The organism is Kitasatospora sp. NPDC051702 (assembly GCF_040681575.1).
GTDB lineage: Bacteria > Actinomycetota > Actinomycetes > Streptomycetales > Streptomycetaceae > Kitasatospora.
Map to the genome: position 1 here is coordinate 292,695 of NZ_JBFAZB010000002.1, position 12,625 is coordinate 305,319.

Below are 12,625 nucleotides of genomic sequence, written 5' to 3' on the forward strand. Positions count from 1 at the left end.
CCGACGGGCCGGAGCGGGACCGGACCGTCGCGGAGTCGGACCGTCGCGGAGCCGGACCGGTCTGACGCCGGATCGCCCTGACATCGGATCGTCGTGGAGGAGGCGGGTGTGACACTGAACCGACGGACACTGCTGATAGCGATGGCCGGGAGCGCGCTGACCGGGTGCGCGGCCGCCGGGCGGGGCGGACCCGCCGCGACGGCCCCGGCACCGGTGACGGGAGCGGCCGGGACGGCCGCCGCGGTCGAGCAGGCCTCCGCCGCGACCGGAGCGGCCTCCGGCGTCCGGACCGCGATACCGTCCGCGGCCCCGTCCGCCACCGAGGCGGGGCCGGCCACCCCGTCGGCCACCCCGCCCACCGCGGGCCGGCTGCCGACCAGGGCTGAACTGGTGGAGCGCTACGGCGGCACCGCCCCCGCGGAATGGGGGCTGGAGGTCTCCGGGGTGATCACCGAACTGCCCGACGGAGAGCGCGCGACGGCGCTCACCTTCGACGCCTGCGGAGGCCCCGGCGGGAACGGCTACGACGCCGACCTGATCGACTTCCTGCGCGCGAACGCCGTCCCGGCGACCCTGTTCCTGAACGCCCGCTGGATCGACGCCAACCCGGACGTGTTCGAGCAGCTCGCCGGGGACCCGCTGTTCGAGATCGGCAACCACGGGACCGCGCACCGGCCGCTCTCCGTCACCGGTCGCTCCGCCTACGGCATCGCCGGCACCGACGGCGTCGGCGCGGTGCACGACGAGGTGGCGGGCAACGCGCAGAAGCTGGCCGGGCTGCTCGGCCACCCGGTGCGGTTCTTCCGCTCCGGCACCGCGCACTACGACGACGTCGCCACCCGGATCGTCGCCGACCTGGGCGAACGGGTCGCGGGGTTCACCGTGAACGGGGACGGCGGGGCGACGCTCGGCGCCGCCCAGGTCCGGCAGGAGGTCGCCGCCGCCCCGCCGGGGTCCATCGTGATCGGGCACCTGAACCACCCGGGCGGCGGCACCGCCCCCGGCGTGGCGGCGGCGGTGCCGGGCCTGCTGGCGGCGGGGCGGCGGTTCGTCCGGCTCTCCGACGTCCTCGGGTGAGGGCCGGGCGCCCCGGCGCGGGCGGGCGTCACCCGGGTGGACCAGGGCCCGGGCCGGGCGGCGTGCCGGCCGCCCTCGGAACGGCCGCCCTCGCGCCGGCCGCGCTCCGACCGGGCCGGCCTCAGCGCAGACGCAGGCCCCCCGGGTGCTCCTCCTCGATGATCCGCACCAGCCAGTCGAAGACCGTCGGCCCCCGCCCGGCCCGGGCGGCGGCGAGCTCGGCGCGCACGTGCTCGCGGTTGGCGGGGTGGCAGCGGCCGAGCCGCAGCTCCAGCTGACGGACCGTCTCCGGGTGGCCGAGGTGGCGCCGGGAGGTCTCGTGGTCGCGCCACTCGATCACGTAGTCGCCGTCCTCGGGGGTGCCGTAGCCACCCCGCAGGCAGTCGGCGAAGGCGTCGAGGTTGCGGCCGAAGTAGCCGTCGGCGCCGATGGTCTCGCCGACGACGTCCCAGAAGTCGTCCAGGGTGTCGATCCGGGTGCCATCGATCACATAGGTCACGGTCACGGGGTCGAGGATATGCCGCCCTCCGGGGATCGCTCCGGTCGGACCGGGGGCGGCCCCCGGCCGGACCGGGGCGGCGGAGCTCAGGCGGGCCGGGCGGCGGCGCTCAGGCCGGTACCGCGATGGCCGTGGCCAGCAGGCCGTCGCGCACGGCCCAGCGGCCGTGGAAGCCCTGGACGAGCCGGCCGCCGACCACCGGGCCCGGGACGAGCAGCCGGGCGGTGAACGTGCCGTCGGGGGAGAGGGCCAGCTCGGCCTCGTTGAAGTCCAGGAACAGCTCGGTCAGCGGGAACCAGGCCTTGTAGACCGACTCCTTGGCGCTGAACAGCAGGCGGTCCCACGGGGTGTCCGGGTGGGTGGCGAGCAGGTCGGCGATCCGGCGCTGCTCGGAGGGCAGGGCGACGGCCTCCAGGACGTCGTCCGGCAGCGGCAGTGCGGGCTCGGCGTCGATGCCGATCGAGAGGAGGTCGCCGGAACGGGCGACGGCCGCGGCGCGCAGGCCGTCGCAGTGGGTGAGGCTGCCGACCACGCCGTCCGGCCAGGTCGGCGCCCCGCGAAGGCCGGGGACCAGCGGGCGGTAGGGGACACCGAGCCGGGTGAGGGCGGTTCGGGCGCAGTGGCGGACGGTGGTGAACTCGCGGCGGCGCTTCTCCACCGCCCGGGCGACGGCCTCGGCCTCCTCGGGCTCCAGCCGGGCCTCCGGCGGGTCGCCGTAGGCCACTTCGGTCACCACGGTGTCCGGCAGCAGGTCCCCGATCACTCTCTCCCCCTCGGTCGAACGCGCGGCCGGGCACCGCGCCGACCGAGCCTAACGCGGGTGGCGGCCGTTCGGGAGGGGGCACTTGTGGCTGGTGGGAGGCCTGGGGCAGGAGGGAGCGGGCCCCGGGTCGGCACCCGGGGCCCGCGGCCGCCGTCGTCACCCGGAGGTGCCGCGGCCGTCACTCGAAGGCGGCCGCCGCCTCGCGCAGCGCCCGGGCGACCGTCTCCGGGTCGTACGGGGCCGGTTCGCCCGGCAGGTAGGTGACGGAGTGCAGGGCGCCGGTGTAGCGGAACGAGCGGTGCCGCTCGTACACCGGCCAGGACACCGGGGACTTGCGGTCCACGCCGACGCTGACGCCCTGGAACGGCGCCATGCCGATCAGCTGGTGGACCGGGCCGAGCCGGCCGCCCTCGACGCCGTCGACGAGCAGCCGGAACTCCCATTTGAGGTCGGCGACGGCCGTCGCCTCGACAACGACCAGCCGGGTACCGGCCGGCACGGGCCCCGCGTCGGCCTCCAGCAGCTCGCCGTACTGGTTGTAGGCGAACCGCAGCCGGCCGTCCTCGACGTACAGGCTGTAGCCGCCGCCCTGGTCGCCGTGCGAGACCAGCACGCCCTGGTCGCCGTCGCGGTGCCGGTCGAGGGCGACCTCGACGACGAAGGAGCGGAAGGAGATCAGCCGGGAGGAGCGGTAGCGCTCCAGCTCGGGGGTGCCGGCCAGCAGGGTGACGGGGCGTCGCAGGCGCTCGTCCTCGGGGCCGCGCAGGGCGAGGGCGCCGCTGCCGTCGGCGAGCGGGAAGACTCCGTCGCGCCAGGCGGAGGCCTCCCAGGCGGCGGACAACTCCTTGACCAGGTCGGGGTGTTCGGCTGCGACGTCGTGGATCTCGGTGGGGTCGGTGCGCAGGTCGTACAGCGCCCACTCCTCGTCGTCGTAGGGCGCGCCGAAGCGGTGCAGGGTGACGAGCTTCCAGCCGTCGCGGTAGTAGCTGCGGTTGCCGGTCATCTCGCAGTACTGCTCGGGGTGGGTGCTGGGGGCCGCGCCGTCGCGCAGGACGGAGCCGAAGGCGATCCCGTCCAGCTCCTGCACGGGGTGCTCCGACCGCCGGGAGGGCCGTTCCACGCCGGCGAGTTCGAGCAGGGTCGGCAGCACGTCCGTGACGTACTGGTACTGCGCGCGGACTCCGGTGTCGCCCTCGGCGCGGGGCAGGCCGGCCGGCCAGGAGAGGACGAACGGGACGCGGACACCGCCCGCGTAGGTCTGGCCCTTGTAGAGGCGGAACGGGGTGTTGGAGGCCATGCCCCAGCCGCGCGGGTAGTGCACCAGGCTCTGCGGGCCGCCGATCAGGGAGATCTCGCGCTCGACGTCCGGGTTCCAGTCCTCGGGCAGGCCCGGGTGGTGGACGAAGCGGCTGAAGTAGCTGCGGGTGCCCTCGGCACCGCCCTCGCCGGTGCCGCCGTTGTCGGAGGTGAAGACGATGATGGTGTCGTCGAGTTCGCCGAGGGCTTCGAGGGTGTCGGTGAGGCGGCCGAGGTTCTGGTCGACGTTGTCGACCATCGCGGCGTAGACCTCCATGTAGCGGGCGTACAACTTCTTCTGGACGTCGGTCAGTTCGTCCCAGGGGCCGACCTCGTGGCCGGCCTCGGAGTTGCGCTCGGGCAGTTCGGTGCCGGGCGGGAAGTGCCCGGCGGCGAGCTGGCGGGCGAAGCGGCTGCGGCGCAGCTCGTCCCAGCCGCCGTCGTAGCGGCCGCGGTGGCGTTCGAGGTCGGCGGGCTTGGCCTGGAGCGGGCCGTGGACGGCGTTGTGGGCGAGGTAGAGGAAGAACGGCTTCTCGGCGTCGTGGGCGCGCAGCGACTTGACCATCTTGACGGCCTGGTCGGTGATGTCGTCGGTGTAGTAGTAGTCGTCGGGGAACTCGTCGATGTCCAACGGGCTGTTGTCGCGGACGAGTTGGTGGGGGTGGAAGAGGCTGGTGAGGCCCTCCAGGACACCGTAGTACTGGTCGAACCCCTTCTGCAGGGGCCAGTTGGCGCGGTCGTCGGCGGCGTTGGAGGCGGAGTCGCGGGTCAGGTGCCACTTGCCGACGGCGTAGGTGGCGTAGCCGGCGTCGTGCAGCAGCTCGGCGAGGGTGGGGATGTCCCCGGCGACCTCCATGCCGTAGCCGGGGAAGCCCGGGTCGGCGTTGGCGACGAAGGAGTAGCCGACCCGGTGCGGGTTGAGGCCGGTGAGCAGCGCCGCCCGGGCGGGGGAGCAGAGCGGCATGGTGTGGTAGTTGGCGAGCCTGACGCCGGTGGCGGCCAGGCGGTCGAGGGTCGGGGTGGGGATCTCGGCGCCGAACGGGCCGATGTCGCTGTACCCCATGTCGTCGATCAGGACGACGACGATGTTGGGGGCGCCCTCGCGGGGGCGGACGCGCCGGGGCCAGGCCGGGGTGGACTCGCGGAAGGTGCGGCCGACGGTGCCGGGGAAGCCGGCGTAGGGGTCGCGCCGGTGCGGGTCGGCGCCGTGCGGGCCGGTGGGCGGCTCGGTGGTCGGGGTGGCGGTCATGCGGTGCTCCGGGTGGTGGGTCGGGCGGCGTCCAGGGCCGGTACGGCGGCCAGGAGTTCGGCGGTGTAGGGGTGTTCGGGTGCGGTGACGACGCGGTCGGCCGGCCCGGTCTCGACGATCCGGCCCCGGTGCATCACGGCGATCCGGTGGCTGACCCGGCGGACGACGGCCAGGTCGTGGGCGATGAAGAGGACGGCGAGGCCGAGTTCGCGCTGCAGCCGGGCGAGCAGCTCGATCACCTGGGCCTGGACCGAGACGTCCAGCGCCGAGACCGGCTCGTCGCAGATCAGCACGCTCGGCTCGGGGGCCAGCGCCCGGGCGATGCCGATGCGCTGGCGCTGGCCGCCGGAGAAGGCGCGGGGGTGGCGGTCGGCGGCCGACGGATCCAGGCCGACCTGGGTGAGCAGTTCGGCGACCCGGGCGGCCCGCCGTTCGCGGTCGCCGAGGCGGTGCGCGATCAGCGGCTCGGCGATGATCCGTCCGACGGTCATCCGCGGGTTGAGCGAGGAGTACGGGTCCTGGAAGACCATCTGGATCTCCCGGTGCGGCGCGCGGCCCGCCTCCTCGCCGCGGAAGCGGATCCGGCCCGCGGACGGCTGGTGCGCGCCCACCAGGGCCCGGGCCAGGGTGGACTTGCCGGAGCCGGACTCGCCGACCAGCCCGAGGGTCTCGCCGGGGTGCAGGGTGAGGTCGACGCCGTGCAGGGCGGTGACGCTGCGCCGTCGTGAGCCGTAGGTCTTGCCCAGCCCGCTGACGGTGAGCAGCGGGGTGGCCCCCGGCGTGCTGTTGGCGGCGGCCGCCGAGGGCTCGTCCAGCCGGGGGACGGCCGCGAGGAGCTCTCGGGTGTAGGGGTGCCGGGGGGTGCCGAGGACGTCCGCGGTGTCGCCCCGCTCGACGACCCGGCCGCCGCGCATCACCAGCAGCCGGCGGCAGGTGTGGGCGATCACCCCGAGGTCGTGGCTGATCACCACCAGGGCCGTGCCGGTCTCCCGGTTGATCCGGGTGAGCAGTCGCAGGATCTGCCGCTGGACGGTCGGGTCGAGGGCGGTGGTCGGTTCGTCGGCGACCAGCACCTCGGCGTCGTGGGCGAGGGCGAGCGCGATCATGATGCGCTGGCGTTGCCCGCCGGAGAACTGGTGGGGGTGGTCGCGCAGCCGTCCGGCGGCGTCCGGGATCCCGACCAGGTCGAGCAACTCGGCTGCCCGGGCGGCCCGTTCGGCGCGGGGGCGGCTGCCGTGGGCGCGCAGCGCCTCGTCGAGCTGGCGGCCGACGGTGAGGACGGGGTTGAGCGAGGACATCGGGTCCTGGAAGATCATCGCGATCCGCCGGCCGCGCACCGCGCGCAGCTCCTCCTCCGGGAGGGCGGCGAGGTCCCGGCCGGCGAGCTCGACGGAGCCGGCGGTGATCCGGCCGCCGGGCGGCAGCATCCGCAGCAGGGCGAGCGCGGTGGTGGACTTCCCGGAGCCGGACTCGCCGACGATCCCGAGCGTGTCCCCGGCCGCGAGCTCGAAGCCCACGCCGTCGACGGCGGTGGAGCCGTCGAAGGCCACGGTGAGGTCGTCGACCCGCAGGACGGTGTTCATCGGCGGATCCCCCGGTTCAGGGCCTCGGCGATCAGCGTGAAGCCGAGCACCAGGGCGGTGGTGGCGGCCAACGGGGCCGCCGCGAAGGTCGGGTCGGTCGACAGGTAGGCCACCGACTGGCTGAGGATGCTGCCGAGGGTGGGCTCCGGCGGGCGGACGCCCAGGCCGAGGAAGCTGAGCGCGCCCTCGATGAACACGCCCAGCGAGAGCGCGAGGGCGGTCTGCACGATCAGCGGGTCCACGGCGTTGGGGACGACGTGGCGCAGCAGCACGCGGGCCCGGGAGGAGCCGCCGACGCGGGCCGCCAGGGCGTACTCCCGCTCCCGCTGGACCAGGATGCCGGCCCGCAGCTGCCGCCCGAAGCCCGGGATCTCGACGAGCGCGATGACGATCACGACCGGCCAGCGCCCGGGGCCGAGGACGGCGGTGACGGCCAGGCCGAGGATCAGCCCGGGGAAGGCGAGCAGCAGGTCGAAGCCGCGCTGGACGGCGAGGTCGGCCCACCGGGAGGTGGCGGCGAGCAGGGCGGCCGCGCAGCCGAGCGCGGCGCCGATCGGCACGGCGGTGAGGATGATCGTCAGGTCGGTGCCGACGCCGTGCAGCACCCGGCTGAGCACGTCGCGGCCCAGGTCGTCGGTGCCGAACGGGTGCCGGGCGCTCGGGCCGGCCAGGGCGAGGGCGCTCTGGGCGTTCGGGTCGAGGCCGGTGAGCAGCGGTGCGAGCAGTCCGGCGAGGCCGGTCACGCCGACCAGGGCGAGGCCGGTGAGGCCGCGCCAGGTCAGCAGGGCGGACAGGTGGCGGTGGCGGCCGCGCGGACGGGCGGTGCGCAGGGCCGGGGCGGTGATGGTCATCGGGTCACTCCCACCGGACGCGGGGGTCGAGCCAGGTGTAGGCGAGGTCGGTGAGCAGCTGGACGGCGACGTAGCAGGCGACGACCAGCAGGAGCAGGTCCTGCACGACGGGGTAGTCCCGGCGGACCACGCCCTGTTCGATCAGCTGGCCGAGGCCCGGCCAGGCGAAGATCCGCTCCACCACCACGGCGCCGGCGATGAGCTGGCCGACCTGCAGGCCCAGTACGGTGACCGCGGAGGGCAGCGCGTTGGGCAGCGCGTGCTGCCAGACGATCCGCCGCCGGGAGACGCCGAGGGCGGTCGCGGTGCGGACGTAGTCCTCGGCGAGGGCGCGCCGGAGGCCGTCCTCGAGGTGGCGGGCGACGACGGCGGCGCTGGGCAGGGCCAGGCAGAGCGCGGGCATGGCCAGGTACTGGACGGCCAGGTCGGGGGCGTCCAGCAGGGACTCGTGCCCGCCGGCGGGGAGCAGCCCGAGCGTGACGGCGAGGACCAGGACCAGCAGGACGCCGGTGACGAAGGGCGGTACGGCGAGCACGGCGGTGGTGAGGGCCCGGACGGCGGCGGCGACCGGCCGGCGCCGGGTGGTCGCGCCGGCCACCGCCAGCGGCAGGGCCAGCAGCACGACCAGGAGCAGGGCGCCGAGGGTGAGCTGGACGGTGGCGGCGATGCCGTTGCCGATCAGGTCGGAGACCCGGCCGCCGATCGCGTAGCTCGGCCCGAGGTCGCCGCCGAGCACGCCGCCGAGCCAGTGCAGGTACTGGCCGGGCAGCGGCTGGTCGAGCCCGAGCCGGTCGCGGACGGCGGCGAGGGTCGCCGGGGAGGCGTCCGGTCCGGCCAGGGCGGTGGCGGGGTCGCCGGGGATGAGCCGCAGGATGAGGAAGATCAGGAAGGAGGCGAGGACGAGGACGAGCAGCCCGCTGGGCAGTCGTTTGAGGAGGAAGGTGCGCATGGGGGTCGGGGCTCCCGCTCAGGCCGTCAGGTAGGCGTCGTCGAGGTTGAGGTAGCTGAACTTGTTGAGCGTCACGCCCTGCACCCCGGCGCCGGCCACCTCGACCAGCCCGGCGATGGCCAGGTCGATGACGAACTCCTCGTCCAGCAGCACGTCGGTGATCTGCTGGTAGAGGGCCCTGGCCTCGGGGCTCTCGCTGTCGCTGCGGTTCCACGCCCGCTGGACCACGTCGGTGTAGGCGGGGGAGCTGAACCGCGAGCTGTTCTTGGCCTCGTTGAAGGGGTAGGCGCTCACCGCGAGGGTGGCGGGGTGGAGCTGGGCGAAGCCGTGGCTGAGCGTCCACAGCGCGGGCATGCTCTGCGCGATGAGCTGCTTCTGCATGGTGGGCGAGTCGGTGGGCTGCAGCACCACCTCGATGCCGACCTGCTGGAGGTCGTACTGCAGGATCTGCGCGACGGCGGTCGACCCCGGGTCGTTGGAGTGCGCGAACGGGAGGGTGAGGGACTCCGCGCCGGCCTCCCTGAGCAGCGCCTTCGCCTTCTCCGGGTCGTGGCGGTAGTGGGCGGCGCCGGCCTCGGTGTAGGCGGGGGAGGACTTGGGCCACGGCACCGAGGAGACGGTGCCGTACCCGCCGAGCGCCTGCTGGACGAAGCGCTCGCGGTCCACGGCCCAGGCGATGGCCTGCCGGACGCGCTTGTCGCCGACGTGCTCGGCGGTGAGGTTGACGCCGATGTAGTAGGCGCCGGAGCCGGTGTCGTACTGCCTGATCCGGAACCGCGGGTCGTTCCTGAGCGTGGCGACGTCCTTGCCGCGGACGGCGTAGGAGAGGTGGGTCTGGCCGGTCCGGAGCGAGGAGAGCAGCGACTCGGCCTGCGGGACGACCCGGATCTCCACGCCGTCGAGGTAGGGGCGGCCGGGGTTCCAGTACTTCTCGTTGCGGGCGAGGGTGAGCGAGGAGCCGGGCTTGCGGTCGGTGAGGGTGAACGGGCCGGTGCCGATCAGCCTGTTCCCGGCGAGGGCGTCGGCGACGCTGGCCGAGTCCGGGACGATCATGAACTCGAAGAGGTCGAAGAGGTTGCTGACCGGGTGGGCGAGCACCAGGGTCAGCTCGAAGTCGCCGTTCTTGCGGAAGTCGGTGACGGCGGCGGCGGTGGAGCGCAACTGGGCCGCCCGGGAGGGGTCCTGCAGGTTCCTGACGGCGAACACCACGTCGTCGGCGGTGAACCTGCGCCCGGAGTGGAAGGTGACGTCCTCGCGCAGCTTCAGGGTGACGCTCAGGCCGTCCGCCGCGACCTGCCAGGAGGTGGCCAGCTCGGGCTGCGGCCGGAGCTGGTCGTCGTACCTGGTCAGGGTGTTGAAGACGAGCCGCTGGACGAGCGTGTTGGCGCTCTGCGCGAAGAGCAGGCTCGGGGTGAAGTCGACGCCGGTGGCCACGGACAGGACGCCGCCGCGGCGCGGGCCGCTCGGAGCGCCCGCGGCGGAGGCCGCGGTGTCGGCGGCGGAGCGGCAGGCCGCCAGCGTCAGCAGGCCGGCGCCGGCGAGGCCGCCGCGCAGCAGGGCGCGGCGGGACAGGCCGGGAGCGGAGGGGCGGGTGAACGCGGTCATGGCGGTCCTTCGGAGACGGGCGGGCGGCGTGCGGGCGGGCGATCGGGTGCGGACGGACGGACGGACGGACGCGGCACGGTCAGGGCGCGGGCGCGGCGGCCAGGGCGCGGAACGGGCGGGCGTACAGCTCGCCGAGCACCGGGGCGCCGGCCGCCACGGCGAGCGCGTCGGCGCCGCGGGTCTGGGCGATCAGCAGGTCGGCGCTGCGGTGCAGGTGGGAGTGGCGGGCGAACTCGGCGCGGACCACGTCGAGGTAGCGGGGATCGAGGACGGCGAAGGTCTCGGTGAGGACCAGCAGGTCGGGGTTGACCACGTCGGCGAGCAGGGCCAGGGCGCGGCCGATCGTCCCGGCCCGGGCGCGGACCAGCCGGTCGGCCCGCGGATCGCCCCGCCGGACGGCGTCGACCAGCCGGGCGCGGTCCGGCCCGGGGGTGATCCCCTCGGCGGCCGCGGCCTCGAACAGGGTGGTGTCCGAGGCGGCGGTCGAGAGACAGCCCGGGCGGCCGCAGTGGCAGCGGGCGTCTCCCCCGGGGACGGGCTGCCCGGGCGGCCCGGCGACCGGGAGGTGGCCGAGGTCGCCGGCGGCCGAGGGCGGGCCCAGGTGGACCGTCCCGGCGACGGCCAGCGCCGCGTCCACCACGTGGCCGACGAACAGGTGGACCATGCTCCGGCGGGCCGCCGGGTGGCCGAAGAGGATCTCCGCCAGGGTGAGCGCCCGGGCGTGGTTGTCCACCTGGACGGGCAGGCCGGTGGCGTCCGCCAGCAGGTCCCGGAGCGGCAGGTCCGTCCAGCCCAGGGGCCCGTGCCGGAGCGTCAGGCCGCGCTCCGGGTCGACGGTGCCGCCCGTGACGGCCCCGAGGCCGACCACCGTCCGGCCGCCGCGCACCGCGGTGAGCAGCCGGGGCAGCCGCTCCAGCAGCGGCCGCAGGACGGCGAACCCGGTGCGGCCGCGGTTGGAGATCTCCTGCCGGTGCAGCACCCGCCCGCGCAGGTCGAGCAGGGCGAAGGTGGTGTACGGGACGCCGAGGTGCAGCCCGGCGACGGCGAGCCGGTCGGTGTCCACGGCCACCGGCAGCTGCGGGCGGCCGAGTGCGCCGCCGGCGCGGGCGGCCGCCAGCTCCGGCCGCTCGCGCAGCACGCCGAGCCGGACCAGGTCCACCACCTGCCGGGACACCGCCGAGGCGCTGAGCCCGGTCAGGGCGGAGACCCGGCTGCGGGCGACCGGCCCGTGGTCGAGCACCGTCCGCAGCACGGCGGCGGCGTTGGCGTCCCGGCGGTCGTCCCCGGTGCGGGCGGCCGGGCGGGGGAGCAGGGTGGTGGACATGGCGGTGGCACCCGGCTTCCGGTCAGTTGGCGGCTTCGAGCTCCTCGGCGGGCACCAGACCGGCCACCCGCGGCGGGTCGGCCGGCTCCAGCAGGCGGCTCGGGACGCCGTCGACGCCGTGCGGCAGGTCCCCGTCCAGGGTGATCCGGCGGACCAGGCGCGGCTCGTCGCCGTAGTCGTTGACGGCGTAGTGCTGGGTGGCGCGGTTGTCCCAGATCGCCACGTCGCCGACCTGCCAGTCCCAGCGGACGGTGTTCTCCAGCCGCTCGACGTAGCGCTGGAAGAGGTCGATCAGGGCCCGGCTGTCGGCCCCGGAGACGCCCTGGATCCGCTGCGCGAAGGCGCCGAGCAGCAGCGACTTCTCGCCGGTCACCGGGTGCACCCGGACCACCGGGTGCTCCGTCTTGAAGGCGGTGGAGACGAACACGTCGCGGAACAGCCGGGCGATCTCGGCGTCGTCCGCGAGCTCCGGGCGCAGGGCCAGCCGGGCCGCGTAGTCGTAGTCGTTGGTGTGCACCGCCCGCAGGCTCTCGGCCAGGGTCTTCAGCGGTGCGGGCAGGTCCTGGTAGGCGGCGGCGGTGTTGGCCCAGACGGTGCTGCCGCCGGCCGGGGGCAGTTCGAGCGAACGCAGGATGGACGCCTTGGGGTAGGAGGGCACGAAGGTCACGTCGGTGTGCCAGTTGTTGGCGCGCACGCCCTTGGTCGCGTCGAGCTCGAAGACGTAGCGGCCGTCGGCGCTGGGCACCGTCGGGTGGCCGACCGGGTGGCCGAGCAGGCGGGCGAAGGCCTCGTGCCCGGCGTCGTCGAGGTGCTGCTGGCCGCGGAAGAACAGCACCTTGTGCTCGTACAGCGCGTTCTCGAGGGCGGCCACGGTCTCGGCGGGCAGGTCGCCGTCGAGGCGGACGTCGTGGACGACCGCGCCGATGCGGCCGGCGGCGGGGGTGAGGCGGAGTTCGGTCAGGGCAGTGGTCATGACGGATCCCTTTCAGGGGAGATGGTGACGGTGAGTGATGAGAGGGGAGGCCTTCGCCCGCCCTGACAGCCGGTGCCGGGGCAGCCGGAACGGCCCGGCGGGGCCGTGGGGCGGGGTGGCGCAGAGCGGCCGGCCGGGGGTGCCGGACGGTCAGGAGGCGAGCGCGCCGGGACAGCTGCGGCGCGGGCGGCAGGCCGGGACGGGGCGGACAACGCGGTTCATCGCCCCTCCTTCCGGTTCGCTGCGAGTGGGCTCGGCGCCCATCGTGCTGAAGGGCACGGGGGGCTGTCAATCGGCATCTTGGCTGCTGGGAACGGGTGTTGCTGGTGCATTGCGGCAGATGACGGCCGGTGTCGCGAGGGTGACGGGCGCACGTCGCGCGGATGTTCGGCCTTGTGACGGGCACATGTCGGTTACTAACTTGCCGAGCGGAAGTAAGTCCGGACGCCGGGGGGC

At 75.0% G+C, this 12,625-nt stretch carries 10 protein-coding genes; 1 reads left to right on the forward strand and 9 read right to left on the reverse strand.

What is annotated here, in order from left to right; all coding sequences use genetic code 11:
* Positions 1–108: 108 nt before the first annotated feature.
* Positions 109–1,077 (forward strand): polysaccharide deacetylase family protein, encoded by a 969-nt coding sequence (locus AB0N04_RS03210; RefSeq protein WP_360208395.1) that lies wholly within the window; start codon positions 109–111, stop codon positions 1,075–1,077.
* 121 nt (positions 1,078–1,198) lie between these two features.
* Here AB0N04_RS03210 and AB0N04_RS03215 read toward each other — a convergent pair whose 3' ends face one another.
* From AB0N04_RS03215 to AB0N04_RS03255, 9 genes are all read right to left on the reverse strand, one after another.
* Positions 1,199–1,582, reverse strand: coding sequence for a barstar family protein (locus tag AB0N04_RS03215; RefSeq protein ID WP_360208398.1), 384 nt, complete (start codon positions 1,580–1,582; stop codon positions 1,199–1,201).
* 103 nt (positions 1,583–1,685) lie between these two features.
* Positions 1,686–2,339 (reverse strand): 4'-phosphopantetheinyl transferase superfamily protein, encoded by a 654-nt coding sequence (locus AB0N04_RS03220; RefSeq protein ID WP_360208401.1) that lies wholly within the window; start codon positions 2,337–2,339, stop codon positions 1,686–1,688.
* Between the two features lie 178 nt (positions 2,340–2,517).
* Entirely contained in the window at positions 2,518–4,884 is a 2,367-nt protein-coding gene (locus AB0N04_RS03225) for an arylsulfatase (protein WP_360208403.1), read from the reverse strand.
* Entirely contained in the window at positions 4,881–6,467 is a 1,587-nt protein-coding gene (locus AB0N04_RS03230) for an ABC transporter ATP-binding protein (RefSeq protein WP_360208406.1), read from the reverse strand. Before AB0N04_RS03230 ends, AB0N04_RS03225 begins: the two co-directional genes overlap by 4 nt.
* A complete protein-coding gene (locus AB0N04_RS03235) occupies positions 6,464–7,318 on the reverse strand; it encodes an ABC transporter permease (protein WP_360208409.1) in 855 nt (284 codons plus the stop codon). The genes AB0N04_RS03230 and AB0N04_RS03235 overlap by 4 nt, the downstream gene beginning before the upstream one ends.
* Before the next feature lie 4 nt (positions 7,319–7,322).
* Positions 7,323–8,267 carry an ABC transporter permease gene (locus AB0N04_RS03240; RefSeq protein ID WP_360208411.1) on the reverse strand — a complete coding sequence of 315 codons (945 nt, stop codon included), beginning with the start codon at positions 8,265–8,267 and terminating at the stop codon, positions 7,323–7,325.
* An 18-nt stretch (positions 8,268–8,285) separates the two neighbouring features.
* A complete protein-coding gene (locus AB0N04_RS03245; RefSeq protein ID WP_360208414.1) occupies positions 8,286–9,872 on the reverse strand; it encodes an ABC transporter substrate-binding protein in 1,587 nt (528 codons plus the stop codon).
* A 79-nt stretch (positions 9,873–9,951) separates the two neighbouring features.
* Entirely contained in the window at positions 9,952–11,196 is a 1,245-nt protein-coding gene (locus tag AB0N04_RS03250; RefSeq protein ID WP_360208417.1) for an ROK family protein, read from the reverse strand.
* Between the two features lie 22 nt (positions 11,197–11,218).
* The gene (locus AB0N04_RS03255) at positions 11,219–12,169 is read right to left on the reverse strand and encodes a TauD/TfdA family dioxygenase (protein WP_360208420.1); all 951 of its coding nucleotides are present in this window, start codon (positions 12,167–12,169) and stop codon (positions 11,219–11,221) included.
* Positions 12,170–12,625: the final 456 nt, after the last annotated feature.